The following is a 22,328-nucleotide window of genomic DNA, read 5'->3' as shown; positions in this document are numbered from 1 at the left end:
AGCCGCTGATGCGGGCTGCTGGCCCGAAGCACTGGTTCGAACTGCTGGTTCAAACCACCAACTTCGCCTCCGACTGATGAAAAGGTGGACCAGAATTCATCGGAGGTCAATGGCTTGCCGTGTTGCTTTTCGGTTCCGTGTGGTTACCGGCGTGTTCAGTGCCGGTGCTCGTGGTCCGGGTGCGACGGGTCGCCCGGGTGCTCGTGCCCGGGCGCGTACTCCACCTCGGCGCGGGCCCGGTCCAGCCAGTCGAGGAAGGCCTGCCGGCCCACCGCCCGCCGCAGCTCCCGCACCACTTCGTCCCGGACCGCCGCGTACGGCAGGAAGTCCCCGGCACCGGCCACTCCGTACGGGTCGACACCGCGCCGCAGCGCCTCGGGGGTGAGGAACCGGTCCGGATTGCGGTCGTAGTAGGCCCGTGCGGCCCGCTCCGGCACCTGCTGCTCGGCCTCCAGCGCCGCCAGCAGCGCGCGCACGGCGGGGGAGTGGGCGAGTGCCACGGCGACGATGCTGCCCAGGTCGGCGACCTCGGTCCCGGACACCGCGAGCACCCGGGCCGGGGACACCTCGGGCGGCGGTGCGAGGCCGCGCTCGGCGCAGGCGCGGCGGGCCAGTTCGTCGACGACCACGACCTGCGTGGCCCACCGTCTGCGCTGCCGCTGCGCGCGCGCCAGTGCCTCCGGGCGTGCCTCCCGCTCCCGGGCGGGCACCGCGTCCAGCACCGCCTCCACCCGCTCCTCGAGCACGGCCTCCCCACGCACCAGCGCCGCGTGCCGTCCCGGGGCGGGGCGTGCCGTCGGTGCCGGCTGTCCGTGTGCGGGCTCGTCGCCCACCAGGGTGGGGCCGCTCATGACGTCACCTCCAGGACGACCGCCTCCGTGTAGGCCACGCAGCCGTGCCAACCCGCCTTGGCCATCAGCCAGTAAGAGCCCGGAGGCACCGCCGAACCGTCCACCTCCACCTCGCACACCGTGCTCTCACCGGCGGACACGGCGAACCCCTGGCAGCCCGGCCCCACACCGGCCCAGGTGCCCCAGGACGACAGTGCCCACAACGTTCCGCTCACCGGACCGCGCGTGGTGTTGCGCACGCGCACCGGCACCCGCACCCGCTCGCCGCGGCGCACCTCGATCCGGTCGGCACCCAGCTCCATCACCAGGCCCGGCCCGGTCCGCCCGTCGGGTCCGCCCGGCACGGCCTCCCCGGGCACGTCCAGGGCGACCACGTCCTCGTACGTCTGTCCGCCGTACGCCAGCCGCGCGGCGAGCAGGTACCGGCCCGGCACGGGGTCCGCCGGCGGAGTGACGGTGACCTCGGTGAGCGTGAAGCCGCCCGGGCCGAGCGCGTACGGCAGTGCGGCGGGCTCGGCCCTCCAGCCGGGTGGCACATCGAGGGCCACGGTGCCCGACACCGGCGCGTCGGTGAGTTCGGAGGAGACGCGGACCGTCGCGGTGACCGGGCCGTCGGCGGTGAGCGCGGCCGGCGCGAGGTGGACGGCCACGGGCAGGTTGCCCCGGGGCGCCGGACCGGAGTTGTGCAGCCAGTACCGGGTGAACACCGGCTGGGCGGGTTCCCGCGCGGCGATCCCGGGCCCCTCCGCCCGCGGGCCGGCCGACGGCGAGGCCAGCACGGTGGCCACCTCGAAACCCGTCAGATCCAGCTCCAACGCGCCGTCCGCGCCGGGGTCCAGAGGCCGGCCGGGCCGCTCCAGCACGTCCGCCCGGCTGCCCGCAGTCCAGGGCGAGGGACCCGCCAGCCGCGCCCGCACCGGCCGTCCGTCCACCTCGTGCGCCCGCACGACGATCCCGCGCACGGGGTCCGGCGGTGCGGTGCCGCCCCGGGCCAGCGGAGAGCCGGCCGGCTTCAGCGCGTCCAGCACCACCCGGCCCTCCGGACGCAGCGTCAGCAGGGTCGCGTTCCTCGGCAGGTCGGCCGGCGTCTCGCAGGGCTCGCGCAGTCGCGCGGTGAGCGGATGGTTGAAGGCATGCCCGGCGCGCGGCCAGCCGAGCTCGCGCCAGTCGCCCTCGCCCGCGACGACCGCGTACTCGAAGGTGTGCGACCAGCGCTGGAGCTGGAAGGCGGAGCCGTCAGGCGCGGTACGCCGGGGCGGGTCGACCCAGATTCCGGAGGGCCAGCCCGTGCACGAGCGCATGAGGGACATGCAGAGGTCGCCGGAGGAGGTGACCACACAGCCCGGCGTGCCCCGGTTGAGGACCGCGAAGCCCCGGCCGTCCCACGCGTCGCCCGGCGGCAGCGCCTCCCCGCCACCGGCGGCGGTGGCCCGTACGGTCGCGTCGTCCAGGTCGGCGACCAGCGCGTCGACGGCCTTCACGTCGTCCTCGGGGCCGACGCCCGCCACCACCAGCAGCGGCAGCCGTTCCAGATCACGCAGGTCGGCGCCGGGCACCCACTCCTCGCGCAGCGAGGCGCGGGGCGCCACCCACACGACGGCCAGGCCCTCCTCGGCCAGTTGGCGGCGCACCTCGCGGGCCGCCGCCGGGTCCCAGCCCAGAGCCTCGGCGACCACGGGGTTGCGCTCCGGTCCGCCCACGGCGATCCGGATGTCGGGCAGGTTGGAGTCGACCTCCAGGTCGCCGTAGCGCGGGCCGCCCCCGATCGTCGAGGTGGCCGTGACGCCCACCCGCACCAGGGCCGCGGCGAGCGGGGTGCCCAGCGCGCCGGCGGTGTCCCAGTCGGCGAACACCAGCTCTGCGACGCCGATCGACCGGTGGTCGAGCAGTCGGCCCGCGCCGTCGTGGACGGCGACGCGGGCCGTGGAGCCCAGGCCGAACCAGGAGTTCGCGGGGTTGTCCAGCGTCCAGGGGAACCGCTCGCTGTCCACCTCGACGAACCCGAAGCCGCGCCCGACGACCGCGTCCGCGACCTCGTGCACCGGCAGCCCGCCGCGCACGTCCGAGGGCCAGCGCACCCGGATCAGCCGGTCCGCGCCGTCGTAGCCGTCGACGGTCGTCGTCACGTCCAGCCGGTCCACGCCCGCCCAGAGGGTGAGCCGCTGGGTGTACCGGAACAGCCCGAGGTCGGCCCGGACGGTGATGCGGGAGCCGGCCGCCGAGTGCTCGACATCGATGTCGGCGGTCACGTCACGGCTGCGGGCCGCGGTGGTGCCGGTCGGCGTGAGGTGCCAGGGGCCCTCCCCGAAGCGCGGATGCCGCGGATACTCCTCCTGAACCACCAGTTCGTTGCCGATGTCCCCGGGCCGCAGCAGCTCCCGGCCGCCCTCGGTGAGCGCGCGCAGACTGCTGACGCCTCCGCCGCGCGCGGGGTCGACCGTCACCTCGTAGAACGTGTTGCGGATCGTGGCCCCCTCGCCGACCGTCCAGCCGGGCGTCCGGCCCTCGGCGAGGGAGAGCGCCTTGAGACCCATGCCCGGCACCTCGGGTACGACGACCCGCAGCGCGCCGTCCTCGACCACCGCGGGCAGTGGCAGGCCGTCGACGTCCAGCGGGACCAGACCGGGGTCGGCGACGGTCAGCACGTCGCTGCGTCGCCAGGTCGCGGAGTTGAAGACGACGAGGTCGGGCGCGCCGCCGGGCAGCGCGACCACCCCGCGGGCCAGCGCGTCGGTCGCTTCGGTGTGCACGGCCCCGGCGAGGTCGTACAGCTCCCGCCAGCCGGTGAGCAGGTCGATGTAGACCTGGTCCGACTCCGAGCCGGTGATCGCGTCGTGGTGGGCGCCGTAGATCAGCTGTCGCCAGGCCTTGTCCAGGGCCGCGTCCGGGTAGGGGTGCCCGACGACGAGGGAGGCGAGGGTCGCCCAGGCCTCGGCGTCGGCGAGCAGTGTCTCGCCGTAGCGCTGGGCCTGTTTGGTGTCGATGTAGGAGACGTCCTTGCCGGTGTAGACCGGGTTCATGTCCCGGGTCTGCGGGGACGCCGTCCGCCCCTCCCGCTCCAACTCCGCCCGGACGGCGGCGAAGAAGTCCCGGGGCACGCCGCTGACGAACCGGGGCCATGCGTACCGGGCGTTCCAGTCGCGGTGGATGCCCATCACCCAGCGGCACGGCGGGGCGTAGTCGCCGCCGACGGGCAGCAGGACGTTGCGCGTGAGCGCGACCTTCTTCAGGCCCCGGAAGAGCTTGAGCGCGGCGGCCTCCGCCTCGGGCAGCGTGGGCGCGTTGTCGATGGCCCAGCCGGCGCCGTAGTGGTTGACCATGTAGGCGGTCAGCAGCCCGCGTCCGGAGGGGGCGATCCAGCTGAACTCGGCCGGGAACTGCATGCGTTGCGGGTCGCGGGGCTCCTCGCCGAACACCGACAGGGCCGGCCCCCACTGGTGGAAGGGGCCGCGCGCCCAGGAACTGGAGGTGACCCCCGCGTCCGCCATCAGCCCCGGGAACTGCGGGTCGTGCCCGAAGGCGTCCAGCTGCCAGGCGGTCTCCGGAGCCGCCCCGATGATCCCGCGCTGGAAACCGTCGCCGTACAGCGCGTTGCGTACGGTCGCCTCCGCGCCGGTGAGGTTGGTGTTGGGCTCGTTGTAGGTGCCGCCCATGATCTCGACCCGGCCGGTGCGGATGAGCTGGCGCAGGAAGGCCCGCTCCTCGGGGAAGGCGTCCCAGTAGGGCTTGAGGTAGTCGACCTCCGCGAGCACGAAGGTGTAGGCCGGGTCGCGCCGGGCCAGGTCGCAGTGGGCCCGCACCAGGCTCATGCCGGACTGACCGCGCGAGTCGAAGGTCCGGGCGGGCAGTCCTGTGACGGCCGGGTCGTCGGCGACGTCCCAGGTCTCGGTGTAGGCGGCCTGGGTGTTCCACCAGACGGGGTCGTAGTGGAAGTGGCTGACCATGAACATCGTCCAGCCGGGCTCGGCGGCGGTGAACCGGGCGGTGTGCCGGGCCGTTCGGGATCCGTCGGCGGCGGTGACCGTGATCTCGCGGTGGTCACCGGGGGCGAGGCCGTCGACGGCCACGGGTATCTCGGCGCGTACGGTGCCGTCCTCGCCGACGGTGACAGCGGTCTCGCCGACACTGCGGACGCCCGGGCCCGCCACGCTCAGCCGGACCGACCGGCCGGGGTCGTGCCCGATGTCGACGGCGACCACCTGGTGCGGCTCGTCCTCCGTGCCGGTGAAGAGCTCGGTCGACTCGACGGAGATGACACGCATGGGGCTCCTAGGAGTGCGCGGGGGAGCCCCATCCTGGCACCGCTGGGTGGTTCAATCAACCATCTCTTGTCACTTTGGTTGGCTCATCCATGCATGACCGGTCGGCTCAGCGAGTTCGCCGGGCCTTCACCGCATGTGCCCCGGCGATGTGGTCGGTCAGCGCGAGGGAGGCGCTCGCCCGCTGATAGGAGAGCTGGCCGACCCGTACATAGAGACAGTCGATGAGCATGAGCACCGAGTGACGCGCCCCGATGCTGCCGGTGCGGAAGCTGGTCTCCGAGGAGGAGGAGATCAGCCGCACGTCGGCGGTGCGGGCCAGTGGCGAACGCGAGTCGGCGGTGAGGGCGACGGTCGTGGCGCCACGCTCCTTGGCCAGCTCGAACGGTTCGATCGTCTCCCGGGTCGCCCCGGAGTGGGAGATGCCGATCGCCACGTCCGCCGGGGTCAGCAGGGCGGCCGAGGTGGTGGCCGCGTGCACCTCCGTCCAGCCGCGCACCGCGCAGCCGATCCGGAACAGCCGGGTCTCGGTCTCCTGGGCGACCGCGCCGCTGCCGCCGACGCCGTAGACGTCGATGCGCCGGGCACGGGCGACGGCCTGGGCCGCGCGCTCGATCGCGTCCAGGTCGATCCGGTCGATGGTCTGCTGGACGGCCCGCAGGTCGGCGGTGCCGACGACCTGGACGACCCGCTCCAGGCTGTCGTCGGGGGAGATGTCCGGACCGATCTCGGCGCTGCCCCAGTCGGAGGACTCGCCGCGGCCGCGCTCCTGGGCCAGTTCGATCAGCAGGTGCTGGTAGGAGTCGAGGCCGATGGCCCGGCAGAACCGGGTGACGGTGGCCTGGGAGGTGCCGGTGCGACGGCCCAGCTCCGCGGCCGAGCAGTGGGTGACGGCGGCCGGATCCTCCAGGATCAGCTCACCGACCTTCCGCAGGGAGCCGGCCAGCCGGGGCAACTCGGTGCGGATCAGGGTGGTGACATCGGTCGAGGGCATGCAGAGAAGGTACCAGCCACCCGTTCGTGCGACCTTTGAATACCAGGACCGAGGGTGCTTCGCGCAACCGGGCCGAGGGGTGCCGCCGCTGGGCCGCCCCGGTCGGGCCCGTTGCCCGCGGCACTCGTCCTATGATTTATTGATTCACCGATAGCTGTCTGTGGGGTGGTTCAATCCACCAGTGGGGAGTGTGACGTGACCGTCGAGTCCGTGAGTGCCGAGACCTTCGCGCGCGAGAGCCTGGCCGTCCTGCAGGGCCTCACCGAGTCGGCGCGCGTCGACGTGAGCGCGGCCGCCGGACTGATCGCCGACTGCGTCCGCGAGGACGGCGTGGTCCAGGCCTTCGGCACCGGCCACTCCCAGGCCCTCGTCCTCGAACTCGCAGGACGGGCGGGCGGACTGGTACCCACCAACCGGCTCCAGATGGCCGACCTCGTCCTGCACGGCGGCGACCGCCCCGGCGTCCTCGACGACCCGCTTCTCGAACGGCGGCCCGGCATCGCGCTGCGCCTCTACGAACTCGCCGCGCCCCGCCCCCAGGACCTCTTCGTCGTCATCTCCAACTCCGGGGTCAACAGCGTCGTGGTCGAGATGGCCCTGCACGCCAAGGAGCGGGGGCATCGGCTCCTCGCCATCACCTCCCTCGCCCACACCGCGGCCGTGCCGGCCGTCCACCCCAGCGGCAGGAAGCTCGCCGACCTCGCCGACGTCGCCCTCGACAACGCGGCCCCGCCCGGCGACGCCCTTCTCCCGCTGCCCGGCGGTGGCGCGGTCTGCGCCCTGTCCACGCTCACCGGCGCCCTGTTGGTGCAGATGACGGTCGCCGAGGCCGCCGCCCAGCTCCTCGCCTCCGGCGACCGTCCCCCGGTCTACGTCTCCGCCAACGTGCCCGGCGGCTTCGAGGGCAACCTGGAGCTGGAGCGGCGGTACGCCGGACGGATCCGGCGCACCGCCAGTTAGTGCCGGGGCGGCACCGGTGCGCCGGGTCGGCATGCGCCTACGCCTCGGCCGGTTCGGCCGACCGTTCCGCCGGTCAGGGGAGACCGGCAGGCCGGGGGCGGGCGCAAGTGAAGCGGACGTGATGCCGCATCAGGCGTTCGAGAGCCGCGCCCGGCCGAACCACTCCCTGGTCGCCGTACCGCTGGAGAGGGTCACCAGCAGCGCACCCGCGGCGGCGCCGGCGCTCCAGGCGAAGTGCTGGGTCAGGGCGGCGGCCAGACTGCCCAGGGCGATCAGCCAGCCGACGACGACCGCGCCCCTGCGCACCGCGCCGCCACCCTCGGCGAATCTCGCCGAGATGACCAGCGACGTCACGGCGAGCGCCGCGCACCCCGTCGCCGCGAGCAGCAGCATCCCGACGACCAGCCCGCCCAGCGCGCCGGACTCGAAGACGGCCGCGGCCGCAGCGAGTCGTACCGAGCCGGCGATGCCCGACAGGCCCAGGGCCACGAGCAGCGCGCGGGCATATCTGGCCGTAACAGGCATTCGAGTCATAGGGATTCCTTGTGCCGTGCGGACGTCGGTCGCCGGGTGCGTGGGACACGGCGGGCCGGCCGGGTCACCGTAATCGCCCTGGCCATCAGGGCGACACCCCTGTGACGACCGGGGGCGACGACCCGTCGCGCATCCCTGGAATCGCGACACCACGGCCGACGTCCCGCGCGCGATGTGACGGGTCCCATTGCACTCACGGCCCCGAACCGGTGAACCTCTCCTCGCACGAATTTCCGAGGAACTGTTATCCGTTGCTTCCGCAGAGATCCCCCATATGACGGACTGCATCGTTCGGCGTCGAGGACAGGGAAGTTTCAATGAGTACACGGCACACGGTGGAGGCGGTGGCGCTGGTCACCGCCGCCCGCTCGGGCGATCAGGCGGCCCAGGACGCGCTCGTCGGCGCGTACCTGCCGCTCGTCTACAACATCGTGGGCCGGGCGTTGAACGGTTCGGTGGACGTCGACGACGTCGTGCAGGACACCATGTTGCGCGCCCTCGACTCGCTGGGCTCGCTGCGGGATCCCGCGAGCTTCCGCTCCTGGCTGGTGGCCATCGCGATGAACCAGGTCCGTGCGCACTGGAACCGGCAGCAGCCCGTCCAGGGCGCCATGGAGGAGGCCGACGACCTCGCCGATCCGGGGGCCGACTTCGTCGACCTCACCATCGTGCAACTCCAGCTGTCCGGCCAGCGGCAGGAGACCGCGCGGGCTACGCGCTGGCTGGAGCCCGACGACCGGGGCCTGCTGTCCCTGTGGTGGCTGGAGTGCGCCGGTGAACTGACCCGGGCCGAGATCGCCGCGGCCCTGGACCTGACGCCGGAGCACACAGCGGTCCGCGTACAGCGGATGAAGGCGCAGCTGGAGGCGGCCCGGGTCGTCGTGCGGGCGCTGGACTCGCGGCCGCAGTGCCCGGAACTGCGCGGCGCGCTCGCGGGCTGGGACGGCCGGCCCTCGGCGCTGTGGCGCAAGCGCACCGCCCGGCACGCACGCGGCTGCGCACGCTGCTCGGGCCTGTGGAGCGGGCTGATGCCCGCCGAGGGTCTACTGGCCGGGCTGGCGCTGGTCGCGGCCTCGTCCGCGCTGCTGGCGAGGACGAACTCCGCCACCGACACCATCGCCGTGGTCGGCTCGGCCTCCCCGCTCGCCGGGGACGGGGAACCGGGCGGATCGCTCCCGCCGGTGAACCGCCGTGCCCCGAAGGACCGGACCACCTCCCGCACCGACGCCCGTCGCCGGCGGCGTAACCGACGACGGGCGGTCGGCGGCGCGGTCGTGGCCGCCTGCGTGGCGGGCGGCGGCATCTACTACTTCGGCACCCAGCCGGACGGCGGGACGGGGGAGAGCATCGCCGTACAGCCCGCCGACGACGCACTCGCCTCGGACCGCCCCACGCCGGACAGCGCCCGCAGCAGCTCGCCGTCGCCGTCCCCGTCCCCGACGGCGTCCGCGTCGAAGTCGCCGAGTGCGAGCGCCTCTCCGTCTCCCCGCCCCAGCAGGACCGTGGTCGCGGCGGCCCCGGCGAAGTCGGCCGAGCCGAAGAGGACCGCTTCCAAGACCCCGACCGCGCAGACGGGTTCGTCCGATCTCGCGACCCAGGTGATCGCCCTGGTCAACAAGGAGCGGGCGACGGCCGGCTGCGGCCCCCTCACGGACGACAGCCTGCTGCGTGACGCCGCACAGGGCCACTCCGACGACATGGCCGCCCGCGACTTCTTCGACCACACCAACCCCGACGGCGCCGACCCCGGCCGGCGCATCACGGCCGCCGGGTACCGCTGGTCCACCTACGGCGAGAACATAGCCAAGGGGCAGCAGACGGCCTCGTCGGTGATGACGTCCTGGATGAACAGCGAAGGTCACCGGGCCAACATCCTGAACTGCTCCTTCAAGAACATCGGCATCGGAATCCACGACGGCTCCGGCGGCCCGTGGTGGACACAGAACTTCGGCGCCAAACTCTGACCGGCGCACCGGCGCACCGGCGCACCGGCGCACCGGCGCACCGGCGCACCGGCGCACCGGCGCACCGGCGCACCGGCGCACCGGCCGCCGGGGGACCTGGTCCCGCGGAAGGCGGCAGGACCGTCGTCCACCCCCGCAGCGCCCCGGCAGGACGGTGCCGCCGCGACCGACGCGTCAGGCCAGGTGGCCCCCCGGATCCCGCAGACGCCCGGCGTTCGCCGCGTCGGCCAGCATGCGCCGCACCGCGGGCGCGGGCATCCGGACGACCACCGGCTCCGGCAGCGTGACCTCCTGTACGGCCGTCCCGCGCCGACCCGAACGCACCCGGTCGCTCACCTCCGCCACCGCCCGCACGTCCAGCGTGAACTGCACCAGTACCGACTCGGCCTTGGGCTTGTGCAGCGGTATCGAACCGGCGGCGTCGGCGGCGGTCGCGGTGGCACTGCCGGAGCCGTCCACGGTGCCGAGGAGCTGGTTCATCCGGAACTCGTCCGCGTTGAGCACCCCCGCGCCGATCAGGCCGCGCGCCGACCGGCCGTGCTCGTTGGCCTGCTGGCTGTCCGTACCCGCCGGGCGCGGCGCGTCCAGCCCGCTCTGCGCGACCGTCTCGAACGTCATCTTGTCGCCCACGCCCAGCACCCGGCCGCCGCGCAGCCGGGCGTGCAGCGAGGCGCGCAGATCCTGGCCCGACGCGCCGGTCGCGTGCACCGGCGGAAGGTCGACGCCCGCGGCGGTCAGCAGCGGCAGCGCCGCGATCAGCCACTCCGTGGAGACGGCCTCGCGGAGCAGGTGAGAGGCGGCCTCGCCGCCGGTGCGGAACCGCGCGCCGCCGCCCGCCCGCCGGACCGCGTCGTCGACCGCCTGCTGCACCCGGGGCGTGCCCCGGAACCCGTTGACCTGGGCCTCCATCGGCAGCCGGACCCCGGAGTCACGCCAGGGACCGAGCCGCTCGGCACCGGCGTCCGCCGCGTCCACCGCGTGCACACCGACCTGCTGGGGCGGCACCGGGGCCAGTTGCGACAGCGCACGCAGATCCGCGGCGAGCACCCGGTGGGTCAGGCTCAGGCCCTTCAGCGGCGCGAGGGCCACCCGGCGGTTGCCGGAGAACACCTCCAGAGTCGCCTCGATCGGCACGTTCATCCGGGCCGACGGGGCGGACGCCGCCTCCGCGACGGTCTTCACACCCAGCTGGGCACGCCCGACCCCCACGGAGCGGCGCGAGTCGCTCGCGCCGAGACCGAGTCCCGCGGCGGCGCCGACGCTCTTCAACTGGCCCGCGCCCCCGTCGGGCTTCCCCGAACCGGCCAGGACCGCCTCGACGCCCCGGCTGTCGCTCTCGTCGTGTGCGCCGGCCCGCTGGGCGGCGGCGGAGGTGATGTACTCCATGTCCCGGCCGTCGGACGCGGTCTCCGCATAGCTGCCGCGCCCGGTCCTGCGGATGCGGAACAGCGCCCGGTAGGGCCGTTTGCGCCCGTCGAGCAGCTCGACGCCCACCCCGCCGTCCATCGCGCTCGACAACAGGCCCGCCGAGCCGTCCCGGTCGAGCACCCGCAGCAGCCGCTGCACGTTGTCGTTGCGGTCCGTCAGGCGGGTACGCGGCAGGAGTTCGTCCGCGAGGGAGGCGCCGAGGCGGCCCCGGATCCCCTCCAGCAGCGGCACGAAGTCGGGCAGGTCCTCGATCATGCCGAAGCCGAGCGGGAGCGACTCGGCCAGGGCGGGAACCGGGGCCGGGGGAACCAGGGGCGCGCTCTTCGGGGCACCGCCGGAGACCGACGTGGCCGCTTCCGAGGTCTCCGCCTCCTGGCCGGCCCGTACCGTCCCGGCGGGTCGCGCGGACTGCCCGGACTTCCCGTTCTTCCCGGACCCACCGGACGTCCCGGCCGACGTCGTGCCCGCACCGGAAGCCGTGTCCTCGCGCCCCTGTTCGCCCGGTACCTTCAGTCCCGCCGCCCGCAGCTGACGCTCGGTCAGCCACACCGAGACCGCCCCCGGCACCGTACGGCCACCGCGCGCCACGTACGGACCTCCGCCCGTCACCGCCACCTCGGCGACCATGCGCACCACCAGATCGCACTGCACCAGATAGAGCGGGCTCTTGCGGGAGGTGTGCGCGTTGCGTTCCACGGTGCCGACCAGCGTGGACGCCGTCGTGTCGCCGCTGCCCAGGCTGCGGCCGGCCGCCACCCCCTCGGCGAGCCGCCACTCGGCGCCGTTCTCCGCGCCCGTCAGGCCGCCCTGCACCGAGACGTGGTGACTCGTGCCCTCCTGCCCGGTGACCTGATGCCCGCCCAGCACGAAGGTCTCGGTGCCCGCCCCCGTGCCCTGGTGGACGACCCGCCCACCGGTCAGCGCGAACCGGGTGCCGACCGCGCCGGTCAGTCCGGTCAGCCGCCGCGCGTGCCGCAGGTTCTGCACCACCCAGCCCGCCGAGACGGCCTGCCGCAGCGCCGCCGTCACCGCCTGCGGGCTGAACCGGTCCTCGATCGCGAGCCGTGGCGCGAGCCCCTCCGTCTCCAGCGCCCGGTCCTCCCGCGCCTCCTTGTTGCGGGCGGCGGCCCGCGCCAGCAGCTCGAAGGCCAGGTCCCGCACCGGCTGCCCGTCGCCCACGGTCTCCACCAGCGTCCAGTCCCGCACGCCCCGCCTGCCGCCCAGCTGGCGCGACGCCAGACCGGCCAGGTCACCGATGCCCGCCGCCGCGAACTCCGTGCGCGTGTCACGGTGGCCCGCCCTGCGGGCGGCGGTCGCCTCGTCCAGCTGCCGCTTGGCATCGCCGTCCAGGGTGAACGCGGTCGGGGTGAGCAGCCGCACGTCCTGCGCGTCGAGGGGCAGCGTCCCGACCCGCTCGGCGGCGGGCGCGTCCCGGCCCGGCGCGCCGGGGGTGAGCGCGCGGGCCGCCTTGCGCTGCCGGGACGTCATGGTGACGTCGACGTTCAGACTCAACGCCCCGCCGAACACGGCGGCGTCCTCGGAACCGTTGGTGAGGACGTCGGTGCGCAGGGTCGGCCCGGCCAGGCCGCGCCGGGTCGTCGTACGGCCCTTCTCGGCACGCGCCGACAGGGTCAGGGCGCCGGGGATCAGCCGGAACTGGCCGAGTGCCATCCCGCCGACCGTGCGTGAACTCGCCCGCCCGCTCTGGAGGTTGCTCGTCACGCCTGCGTGGCTGCGGACGAGCCAGTCCTTGGTCTCACCGAGGTGACCGGTCTCCCGCAGCGAACCGGTGACCTTCAGCTGCACGTCGTGCGCGTGGAAGCGGGACTTGCGGCGCAACCGCACCCGGACGCCGGTGGACAGCAACTGGTCCTTGTTGACGCGCAGGTTCGTCTCCGACAGTACGGTCACCAGCTCGCGGTAGTTGCGCCGCTGGACCTCGGCCTCCTCAGGGCTGAGATCACGCGGCTGCTCCTCCTCGCCGAAGGCGGGAAGATACCCGGCGAGCCGCGCATCGGTGGCGAACAGCCGCGTCACGGCCCGCATCATCGGCGCGGTGTCCAGCCTGCTGATCGCCACGCTGGAGCCCATCGCGCCGAACGGCAGGTGCCGCACGTCGTGCTCGGCGGCGCCGTCCTCGCCCTCCCTCTCGCCGCTCTCCGCCAGGTCCAGCTCGGTCGCGGTGGCCTTCCCCTTGCCCTTGGCGTCCTTCCCGGCACGCTCCGGACGCTTGACGAACTCGCCCGCTGTCACCCCCTCGGGCAGCGGCAGTCCCAGCTCCTGGGCCTCGTCGGCCCGCAGCGAGACCCACACCCGCATCGTGTGGTGCGCGGTACGGCCGCCGCCGCGTGCCCTGGTCAGCGGCGAGGTCGGACCGGTGCCCTCGACGGTGAACAGCACGGTGCCCAGATAGAGCACCTTCTCGCCCCGTACCTCCGCGCCCTGCCGGCTGGACACGGTCTGCTCGGCCACGCTGAACCGCGCCTTGCGCGCCCCGGCGACCGGCATGACGGTGCCGCGGACGGCGGCCGCGTTGCCGAGGACTCCGAACCCCGCCGCCGGACCGACGCCGAAGGCACCGCCCCGGCCCTTGCCCGCGGTGTCCGTCACCGCGTGCTGAGACTGCTGATGGGTGCGCAACTGCGTCTTGCCGGTGCTCCACCCGGGGGCCAGCTCGGTGAACGCGGCCCGCATCCGGTAGGTGCCGGTGGTGCTGCCGTCCCTGCTGGTCAGATCCTCGCCGACGACCCCGTCACGCAGCAGCCGAGGCAGGTCCTCCAGCACGGTCGCGGTGGCGGTGGCCTCGTACAGCCGGGCCCGGCCGGGAGCACCGGGCCAGGTCAGGGACGGATGCAGCGCGGAGGCGACGGCGTCGAAGAGCCCCCCGCCGCCCTGGTGCGGCGCGGCTCGGTCCGAGACGGCGAGCGGGGCCATGGAATCGGCAAGCGACACCGCCCGGGCGGTCTCGGGCGCCACCGGACGCGGTCGGGGCACAGGCCCGGCGGTCGTCGGGACCAGATGCTCCACCGGCACCCGCATGGTCAGGGCGCCGGACCCGGCGGCGTCGCGGGCCGAGCGTTCGCCGTCCTTCATGATCCGCACGTGGTAGCGGACCCGGCGCGGTACCTCGACCGACCCCTTGTCGCTGCGCAGCACCCGCGGCTCCGCCATGTTCCGCTGGGTGCGGGAGTCCCGGGACGACTGGAAGGGCTGGGCGTTGACGGTGGCCGCCCCGCCGACCCAGACGCCGGGTGCGACGGGGGCCAGACCGAACCCGGTGAACGCCACGCCCTTCGACGCGGACCCGCTCGTACTCTGTGCCACGGTGGCGGCCGTGTTGTGCTGCACGTCGACCTTGGTGGCCGCGCCCTCGCTGTCCGGACCCGCGGCGGAGAAGACACCGGGGCGGTCGTCGTCGGCGGGCGAGACGCGCACCGTGACGTCGTATCGGTCCGTACCCCGCACCCCGGTGACGGCGAAGGCCCGGCCGCGCCCGAAGAAGGACTCGGGCCTCCCGGCGAGCTCCGCGGCGATCTCGGCGACCACCCCGTCGCGCCGCCCGACGGCATCGGCCAGCGTGGTGGTGACGAACTCGTGGCCGGTGAGCCCGTACGCAGTGGACAGCCCCGCCGCCTCCATGTCCCGCAGATACGAGGGGAGTTCGAGGGCGTCGTTCTCGACCTCCTCGATGGCGGGCGGCACCTGCGGGGGCCTGCGACGGGCGGTGGACGGGCCGGCCCCGTGCAGCGCGGCGACGGTCGCCGCGTTGCCCGCGGTCTGCTGAAGCCCCAGGAGAGGGTTCGGGCCACTGCTCCGACCGGCCACGTGGGGCGCCCGCGTCGCCCGCGGGGACCGTTCGAGGGCACTGCCGTGACGGTCGTCGCCCGCCTGTCTCTGTTGTCGCACGCGCGTCAGCGTATGGACGCTCCGGCGGCTGGTCAGGCCGCACGTCAAGTGTTCAACTGCCGTACGCCAGAAGGTCGTCGGGCCCCTGCGCGGTACGGCGACGACTGCCCCCGGGCAGGGCGTCCCCGAGGTCCGAGCGACCCGGCAGGGGCTCCGCACGCCGGACGCACGCCGGACGCACACCGGCGTACGCCGGAAGCACGGAACCCCCGGGCCGTCCTTCGCGGTCAGTAGGTGTGGAGGGTGAGCCCGTAGCGGTTGAGGATCTCGTTCACCGGCTGGAACCACGTCTCGCCGCCGCCCGAGCAGTTGCCCCAGCCGCCGGAGGTGACGCCCTGTGCCTGGTCACCGCTGATGAACGAGCCGCCGGAGTCGCCGCCTTCGGCACAGACGCTCGTCTTCGTCATCTGGTGCACCGCGCCCTGGCTGTAGTTGACGGTCTCGTTCTTCGCCAGCACCGCGCCGCAGTGCCAGTGCGTGGTCGACCCGGACCGGCAGACGGAGGCGCCCACCGGCGCCTCGGCCGAGCCGCGCACCAACTGGTCGGAGACCGTGCCCCAGCCGAGCACGACCGGCACCGTCCACCAGCCGCTGCCCACGTTGACCCAGGCGTAGTCGTTGTCGGGGAACGAGGAGCCCTGGAAGTTGCCGATGTACGAGCCGTCCCAGCCCCGGACACCCGCACCGGCCTGGCCGCAGTGACCGGCGGTGACGAACCCGCCGTGGACCGAGAAGCCGATCGAGCAGCGGACGTTGCCCGTGTAGTAGGGGTCGCCGCCGACGGTGCCCGCCGCGAAGGTGCGCGGGGCCGCGGCGACCGTCTCGACGGTGACGGGACCGGCGGCACGGGCCTGCGCCAGGAACCGCTGGACATCGTTGTCGGAGGTCTTGCCGCGGACGACCGTGACCACCACGGTGTTCGCCGCCGGGTCGACGTGCCAACCACCCACCGCCGAGGGGGCGGAGAGCCGGTCGATGCGTGACTTCGCCGCGTCCAGCATCCGTGCGCTGTGCTCGACGACCCGGACGCCGGCTCCCTGGGCGCGGATCGCCGCGCGCGTGGCCTGCGAACTCCTTGAGGTGACGGCCACCGTGAGGCGGCCGTCGGCGGCGTCGAACCAGGACCCCGCGTACGCCGTCCCCGCCGTGCGGCGCGCCCTCGGCTCGAGCGCGGTGGCGTCGCGCTCGGCCTCGAGCCGGGCCACCGCCTGCTCCCGTGTGAGTCCGAACTCCTGCCGCATGCCGTCGAGCAGTGCGGCGGAGGCGGGGGCGGCGTCGGCGGCCGACGGGGAGGAGGCCGTGGCACCGCCCCCGCTCGCCGCCGCGGGCAGCGTGCCCGCGCCACCTAGCCCGGCCAGCGTGAGGAGCGCGGCCAGGCAGACGTGCTTGAACCTTGTGCGTCTCATGGGAGTTGCCCTTCGTCGTTCCAGGAAGTGGGGTGGAACAGCGGACGGGTGAGAGCGCTCTCAGATGTGGCGCGGCAGAGCCTAGCCGCGTCTGCTTGTCAGGTCTAGGCCAATGTGAGCCCTGTTTTCGTCCCGCCTCCGGCCGACGAGCAGTCCGCTCAGGGCCTGGGCGGGGCCTGGGTGGTGGGACCGCGGTGGGGTCTCTGTGGGGCCGATGGGGTGGTGGGATCCGTGTCCGGCCGGGATGGGCGGGTGCGGGACGTGCGGACGCGGTTGAATCCCACCGGTCTGAGCGTCAAGAGGAGGACAACCGCTATGACCGGCGAGGACATCCTCCTGGGTATCGCCCTGACCGTCGCCCTCGCCACGGGCTCGCAGATCCTGGCGAACAAGCTGCGTGTCCCCGCGCTGATCGTCCTGCTGCCGGTCGGCTTCGCGGCGGGGGCCGTGACCGACGTCATCCACCCCGGGCAGCTCGTCGGCCCGGACTTCCCCGCGCTGGTCTCGCTGTCCGTCGCCGTGATCCTCTACGACGCCGGCCTCGGGCTGAACCTGCGCAACCTCACCGGCCGTACCCGCGGCACCGTCGTGCGCCTGCTGATCATCGGCATCCTGGTCACCTTCTTCGCCGTCGCGGGCATCGGACCGGCCCTGTTCGGCATCCCACTGCGGGTGGCGGCGATGATCGGCGTGATCCTCGTGGTGTCCGGCCCCACCGTCGTCGGCCCCCTGCTCGAATACGTCAGACCGACGGACAGGCTGCGGCGCATCCTGATCTGGGAAGGAACGCTGACCGACCCGATCGGCGGCATTCTCGGCGCCATCGTGTTCCACGCGGTAGCGACCAGTCATCAGATCGACATCGGCCGGGGCTACCAGATCGGGCAGTTCCTCCTCAGCATGGGCGTGGGCCTCGCGGGCGGTGCGGTGGCCACCGTCGTCCTGTGGCTGGCGCTGCACAAGCTGAGGCTCGGCGAGACGCTCGGCACCCTCGCCCAGCTGGCGACGGTCATCCTCGTCTCCGCGCTCTGCGACATCGTCCGCGACGACACCGGCCTCATCGCCGCCATCGTCACCGGACTCGCCATCACCAACCTGCCGGGGATGGACATGCCGGCCCGCAGACCGTTCCTCGAAACACTCGTCCAGATGATCATCGGTCTGCTGTTCATCTCCATCTCCTCCGCCGTCACCCCCGCGTCCGTGGTGCCCGTGCTCGTCCCCTCCCTGATCCTGATCGCCGTGCTCGTCCTCCTGATCCGGCCGCTCGTCGCGTACGCGGCGGCCCGGGGGTCCGATCTCACCGTGGGCGAATGGGGCTTCATCGGGTGGATGGCACCGCGCGGCATCGTCGCCGCCTCGACCGCGTCCGCCTTCTCCGCCACCCTGGTGGAGAAGGGGCTGCCCGGCGCGTCCAAGATCCTTCCGATCACCTTCCTCGTGATCGTGGGGACGGTTCTGCTCTACGCCCTGACCGCCTCGCCCGTGGCCCGGAAACTGGGGGTCGTCCGGTCGGCGCGGACGCGCCCTCTTCTGGTCGGCGGGGCCCCGTGGGTGATCGGCCTGGGACAGGCCCTGAAGACCGCGGGACTCGACGTGCTGATGTGGGCCGGACTCGACGAGGAACGCGAGCGGATCACCTCGGCCGGGATCGAACTCGCCCATGGCGAGATGCTGGCGACCGCGACCAACCCCCGAGCCCGCCTCGAGGGCGTGACGGCGGTGTTCCTGCTCACCGACGACGACGATTTCAACGCCCTCGCCTCGGTCGTCATCAAGGACAACGTGCAGGGGCCCGTCTACCGGGTGGGGCCGCCGCGGGACAGCCACGGGGTGGTCGCCCCCTACACCGGCGGCGACATCCTCTTCGGCCGCGCACTCGTCCGGCAGCGCCTCGCGGCCCGCTACGAGCGGGGTGCCCGCTTCCATGTGCAGCCCGGATCCACGCCGGTCCCCCCGGACCACGACATCCTGTTCGTCGTCCGCGCCGACGGCCGGCTGGCCCCGGTCACCGGGACCCAGACCGTCACCCCGCTGCCGGGCGACACCGCCGTTCTGATGGGTTCCGTATGACCTCCTGGGCCGCCCGCTTCCGACTTCGGCAGTACGTCAAGGCCAGTCTCTGGATCGTCCCGCTGTTCGGGCTCGTGCTCGGCGTCGCCCTGGCCGAGGCGGCAGCCTCCGTGGACGGGGCGTCCTGGCTGCCGACGACCTGGGACTACTCCGCGTCGACCGCGACCAGTGTCCTCAGCTCCGTGGTCGGATCGATGATCGCGCTGCTCGGGTTCGTCGTCACCATCGGCGTCCTCGTCATCCAGCAGGCCACCGGCACCCTCTCACCGAGGTACATGCGGCTCTGGTACCGCGACCGGTTGCAGAAGGCAGTGCTGGGCACGTTCACCGGCACTTTCGCGTTCGCGTACACGCTGCTGCGGAGCATCGAGACGGACTCCGTGCCCAACCTCGGCGTGTCCATGGCCGGTATCGCCGTCTCCGCAAGCCTCCTGCTCCTGCTGATCTACCTCAACCGCTTCACCCACAACCTGCGGCCGGTGGCGATCGCGGACATCGTGGGACGCTCGGGCGAACAGGTCATCCATCACGCGGCGGCACACCTGCGGAGCACCGCCGCACCCGGCAAGGCGCCGCCGACGACCGGCTCGGTGACCCGTATCCGGTCGGAACGCGGCGGTGTCGTCCAGGCGTTGAACGCACCCGGCATGGTCTCGCTCGCGGCCCGGCACGACTGCGTGTTCGTGCTGGCGGCCTCCGTCGGCGACTTCGTGCCGCCCGGCGGCACCGTCGTCGAGGTCCACGGCGCCGCGTCCCCGCCCGACCCGCAACGGGTGACAGACCTGCTCGCCCTCGGGGCGGAGCGGACGATCGAGCAGGACCCGGCCTTCGCCCTGCGCATCCTGGTCGACATCGCCATCCGCGCCCTCTCACCCGCCGTCAACGACCCCACCACCGCCGTCCAGGTGCTGAACCACATCGAGGCGTTCCTGCACACCGTCGGCCGCGCCGGACCCCGCGGCCACTACGAGCTCGCCGACGACCGTGGCCGGCTGCGCCTCGTGCTGTCCGGCCGGCCCTGGGAGGACTATCTGGAGCTCGCGATCACCGAGATCCGCGACTACGGCGCGACCTCCGTCCAGGTCTGCCGACGGCTCCGGGCCCTGCTCGAAGGTCTCCTCGCGAACATGCCGGACGAGTGCGGGCCCGCGCTGCACGCCGAACTCCGCCTCCTCGACGACGCCGTCGAAAGGGAGTTCGGAGACGACCTCCGCCGCGCCGAGGCACGGACGGCCGACTCCCAGGGCATCGGGGGACGGCGCACCCGGGACGCTGCCCCCGGTGCTGCACCGCCCGACGAGCCCGGCCCGTAGGACCTCACCCCGGCCGGGCGTCGTCCCCTCCCGGCGGGCGGGCGCGGTCACCACGGCCCGTGGGGCTCGAAGTCCGCGGGAGCGAACTCGCCGACTCCGGCTCAGCCGAGCTGGCGCTGCCGGTCGATGGCCTCGTCCAGGGTCGATGCCGCCATGATGAGGGACAGGTGGGTGAACGCCTGCGGGAAGTTGCCGAGTTGCTCGCCACTCGGGCCGATCTCCTCGGCGAACAGGCCGACATGGTTGGCGTAGGTGTGCATCTTCTCGAAGGTGTAGCGCGCCGGCCGTACGCGCCCGGCCCGGGCCATGGCGTCGACGTAGAGGTAGGTGCAGAGGCTGAAGGTGCCCTCCGAGCCGCGCAGGCCGTCCGGGGACGCGGCCGGGTCGTACCGGTACACGAGGCTGTCCGAGACCAGCTTGCGCTCCATCGCGTCCAGGGTGGAGAGCCAGCCGGGGCTCTTCGCGGCGAGGAATCCCACGCGCGGGATCAGCAGGAGGGAGGCGTCGAGGACGTCCCCGCCGTAGTGCTGCACCAGGGCCTGCTCGGCATGGCTCCAGCCCCTGTCCATCACCTGGTCGAGGATGCTGTCGCGGGCGTTGCGCCAGCGCGGGATGTCGGCGGGGCGGCTCAGCTCGGTCGCCATGCGCATGCCTCGGTCGAAGGCGACCCAGCACATCACCCGGCTGAACGTGAAGTCGTTACGGCCTCCGCGGGTCTCCCAGACGCCCTCGTCGGGACGGTCCCAGTTGTCGCACAGCCAGTCCAGCGTCCGGGCCAGCCCCTTCCAGCCGTGGTAGCCCAGCTCCACGCCGATGTCCATGCCCTCGGCCATGGCGTAGAGGGACTCGCCGTAGATGTCGAGCTGCAACTGGTCGGCGGCCGCGTTGCCGGCCCGGACCGGCCTCGATCCCCGGTAGCCCTCCCAGTGATCGAGGGTCTCCTCGGTCAGGTGCGGGTCCCCGTCGACCCGGTACATGATCTGGAGGCGTTCGCCGGGCAGTTCCGCCCGGTCGTGCATCCGGTCGCCCAGCCACTTGGTGAACGCCGAGGCCTCCTCGGTGAACCCGAGGTCGAGCAGGGCCCGTACCGAGAGCGATCCGTCCCTCACCCACGAGTACCGGTAGTCCCAGTTGCGCTCACCGCCGACCTGTTCCGGCAGGCCCATGGTGGCGGCGGCGACCGGCGCACCGGTCGGGTGGTAGGTGAGGAGTTTGATCGTGATGGCGGAGCGGTTCACCATCTCGCCCCAACGGCCCCGGTAGTGGGAGGTGCGCAGCCACTTCTGCCAGAAGTCCACCTCGCGCCACAAAGCGGACGTCACGCCCTCGACCGTGGGCGGCGGCGGTGCCTCACCGTCGACCGCGCACGTGGTGAACGCGGCGACGGCCGACTCGCCGCTGCCGAGCGTGACCGCACCCCGCACGTCCTGCCCGTCCCGCGTGAGCGGGAAGCTGGCCTGCAGATGACCGGCGATCCCGGGGCCCCGGAACACCGCCTCCTGGGGCCGCAGATCGAGCTCGTGCCCGGCCCGGCCGTAGTCGAAGCGCGGCCTGCACTCCAGCACGAACCGCACGGTGCCGCGCACCACGCGAATCACCCGCATGAGGCAGTGGCGGTCGGTGGGGACACGGCTCGTGATCGCCGGCATCCAGTCGATGACCTCGCCGACGCCCTCCGGTGACATGAACCTCGTGACCAGCACGCCGGTGTCCGGGTAGTAGAGCTGCTTGCACGTCATGTCGGCATGCTCGGGCGCCAGCCGGAAGTACCCGCCACGGTCGTGGTCGAGCAGTGAGGCGAAGACACTGGGCGAGTCGAACCTCGGCGAGCAGAACCAGTTCACCACGCCCTGGGAGGACACCAGTGCGGCGGTCTGCAGGTCGCCGACCAGACCGTGGTCGGCGATGGGGGGATAGCGGTCCATGAGCGTCCAATCCCAAGGGTGCCGTCGCCGTCCACTATCCGGCAGGCCATGCGGGGGCGCCTGTCGGAGCCCCCGCCGGGGCCCACGAGCCGGGCGCCCGAGGGCACCGTCGGCCGCGCGACCCCAACGGGCCACCACCGATTGCGACCTGCCGTGGTGCTGCGTCTCATGGATCCCATGCAGCGACAAGCCTCTCTCTCAGACGACGCCATACCCCCGATGGAGCGCTCGCACTGGGTGGCCTTCGCCGGGATCCTGCTGCTGGTCAGCGCTCTCTTCAACCTGCTCAACGGATTCGTGGCGATCTTCAATCACGGCTACTACTCGAAGGTCTACTCCGAGGGCAACCGGCTGCTCATCTTCAACTACACGGCCTGGGGCTGGATCTGGGTCGTCATCGGCATCGTGATGGCCCTGGCGGGTATCGGCGTGCTCGTGGGCTCCAGGGCGGCACGGCTGACGGGCCTCTGTCTGGCGGTGTTCTGCCTGGTCGGGCAGATGATCTTCCTGCCGGTCTACCCGTTCTGGTCGCTGGCCACCATGGTCGTGTCCGCGCTGGTCATCTACGGGCTGGTCGCCGAGCCGCGGCACGTGCCCGGGGCGCACGTATAGCGCGGCGCACCGCGGGACGCCGCCGCATCGGGGATCCGCCCGACCACCCGGCGCCGGTGGGCGCGGGCGGTGCCGCCGGTTCCGCGGCCCGTACCCCCGTACC

12 protein-coding genes are annotated in these 22,328 nt (G+C 73.2%); 5 read left to right on the top strand and 7 right to left on the bottom strand.

Going from position 1 to position 22,328, the window contains the following annotated elements:
- Positions 1-155 precede the first annotated feature (155 nt).
- From OG736_RS03095 to OG736_RS03085, 3 genes are all read right to left on the bottom strand, one after another.
- Positions 156-851, bottom strand: a complete 696-nt coding sequence (locus OG736_RS03095; RefSeq protein ID WP_327181019.1) for a peptidyl-prolyl cis-trans isomerase — start codon at positions 849-851, stop codon at positions 156-158.
- A complete protein-coding gene (locus tag OG736_RS03090; protein WP_327181018.1) occupies positions 848-5,113 on the bottom strand; it encodes a glycoside hydrolase family 38 N-terminal domain-containing protein in 4,266 nt (1,421 codons plus the stop codon). Before OG736_RS03090 ends, OG736_RS03095 begins: the two co-directional genes overlap by 4 nt.
- 106 nt (positions 5,114-5,219) lie before the next feature.
- Entirely contained in the window at positions 5,220-6,104 is an 885-nt protein-coding gene (locus tag OG736_RS03085; protein WP_327181017.1) for a MurR/RpiR family transcriptional regulator, read from the bottom strand.
- Positions 6,105-6,299: 195 nt separating this feature from the next.
- Between OG736_RS03085 and OG736_RS03080 the strand changes: the two genes are divergently transcribed.
- Positions 6,300-7,064, top strand: coding sequence for a sugar isomerase domain-containing protein (locus OG736_RS03080; protein WP_327181016.1), 765 nt, complete (start codon positions 6,300-6,302; stop codon positions 7,062-7,064).
- A 129-nt stretch (positions 7,065-7,193) separates the two neighbouring features.
- Here OG736_RS03080 and OG736_RS03075 read toward each other — a convergent pair whose 3' ends face one another.
- A complete protein-coding gene (locus tag OG736_RS03075) occupies positions 7,194-7,598 on the bottom strand; it encodes a hypothetical protein (protein WP_327181015.1) in 405 nt (134 codons plus the stop codon).
- Between the two features lie 317 nt (positions 7,599-7,915).
- On the opposite strand from OG736_RS03075, the gene OG736_RS03070 reads away from it, so the two are divergent.
- Entirely contained in the window at positions 7,916-9,562 is a 1,647-nt protein-coding gene (locus OG736_RS03070; RefSeq protein WP_327181014.1) for a sigma-70 family RNA polymerase sigma factor, read from the top strand.
- 174 nt (positions 9,563-9,736) lie between these two features.
- On the opposite strand, the gene OG736_RS03065 is transcribed toward OG736_RS03070, so the two are convergent.
- Both OG736_RS03065 and OG736_RS03060 read right to left on the bottom strand, forming a co-directional pair.
- Positions 9,737-14,896 carry a hypothetical protein gene (locus tag OG736_RS03065; protein WP_327181013.1) on the bottom strand — a complete coding sequence of 1,720 codons (5,160 nt, stop codon included), beginning with the start codon at positions 14,894-14,896 and terminating at the stop codon, positions 9,737-9,739.
- A 227-nt stretch (positions 14,897-15,123) separates the two neighbouring features.
- Positions 15,124-16,302, bottom strand: coding sequence for a S1 family peptidase (locus OG736_RS03060; RefSeq protein WP_327181012.1), 1,179 nt, complete (start codon positions 16,300-16,302; stop codon positions 15,124-15,126).
- A 315-nt stretch (positions 16,303-16,617) separates the two neighbouring features.
- On the opposite strand from OG736_RS03060, the gene OG736_RS03055 reads away from it, so the two are divergent.
- Both OG736_RS03055 and OG736_RS03050 read left to right on the top strand, forming a co-directional pair.
- On the top strand, positions 16,618-18,375 hold the full coding sequence (locus OG736_RS03055) for a cation:proton antiporter (protein ID WP_327181011.1): 1,758 nt from the start codon (positions 16,618-16,620) through the stop codon (positions 18,373-18,375).
- Complete coding sequence (locus tag OG736_RS03050) at positions 18,372-19,688, top strand: DUF2254 domain-containing protein (RefSeq protein WP_327181010.1); 1,317 nt, start codon at positions 18,372-18,374, stop codon at positions 19,686-19,688. Before OG736_RS03055 ends, OG736_RS03050 begins: the two co-directional genes overlap by 4 nt.
- 101 nt (positions 19,689-19,789) lie before the next feature.
- Here OG736_RS03050 and OG736_RS03045 read toward each other — a convergent pair whose 3' ends face one another.
- On the bottom strand, positions 19,790-21,613 hold the full coding sequence (locus OG736_RS03045; RefSeq protein ID WP_327181009.1) for a glycoside hydrolase family 15 protein: 1,824 nt from the start codon (positions 21,611-21,613) through the stop codon (positions 19,790-19,792).
- Between the two features lie 219 nt (positions 21,614-21,832).
- Between OG736_RS03045 and OG736_RS03040 the strand changes: the two genes are divergently transcribed.
- Complete coding sequence (locus OG736_RS03040) at positions 21,833-22,225, top strand: DUF7144 family membrane protein (protein ID WP_327181008.1); 393 nt, start codon at positions 21,833-21,835, stop codon at positions 22,223-22,225.
- Positions 22,226-22,328 lie beyond the last annotated feature (103 nt).

Origin of the sequence: Streptomyces sp. NBC_01334, assembly GCF_035983595.1 — a bacterium.
Classification (GTDB): domain Bacteria; phylum Actinomycetota; class Actinomycetes; order Streptomycetales; family Streptomycetaceae; genus Streptomyces; species Streptomyces coriariae.
This window is presented reverse-complemented; position numbering and strand designations above follow the sequence as displayed.

Bases quoted from the DNA above. Each gene is read 5' to 3' on its own strand.
- OG736_RS03095 (WP_327181019.1), bottom strand. From the start codon at position 851: ATGAGCGGCCCCACCCTGGTGGGCGACGAGCCCGCACACGGACAGCCG.
- OG736_RS03090 (WP_327181018.1), bottom strand. From the start codon at position 5,113: ATGCGTGTCATCTCCGTCGAGTCGACCGAGCTCTTCACCGGCACGGAG.
- OG736_RS03085 (WP_327181017.1), bottom strand. From the start codon at position 6,104: ATGCCCTCGACCGATGTCACCACCCTGATCCGCACCGAGTTGCCCCGG.
- OG736_RS03075 (WP_327181015.1), bottom strand. From the start codon at position 7,598: ATGACTCGAATGCCTGTTACGGCCAGATATGCCCGCGCGCTGCTCGTG.
- OG736_RS03070 (WP_327181014.1), top strand. From the start codon at position 7,916: ATGAGTACACGGCACACGGTGGAGGCGGTGGCGCTGGTCACCGCCGCC.
- OG736_RS03060 (WP_327181012.1), bottom strand. From the start codon at position 16,302: ATGAGACGCACAAGGTTCAAGCACGTCTGCCTGGCCGCGCTCCTCACG.
- OG736_RS03055 (WP_327181011.1), top strand. From the start codon at position 16,618: ATGACCGGCGAGGACATCCTCCTGGGTATCGCCCTGACCGTCGCCCTC.
- OG736_RS03050 (WP_327181010.1), top strand. From the start codon at position 18,372: ATGACCTCCTGGGCCGCCCGCTTCCGACTTCGGCAGTACGTCAAGGCC.
- OG736_RS03045 (WP_327181009.1), bottom strand. From the start codon at position 21,613: ATGGACCGCTATCCCCCCATCGCCGACCACGGTCTGGTCGGCGACCTG.
- OG736_RS03040 (WP_327181008.1), top strand. From the start codon at position 21,833: ATGGAGCGCTCGCACTGGGTGGCCTTCGCCGGGATCCTGCTGCTGGTC.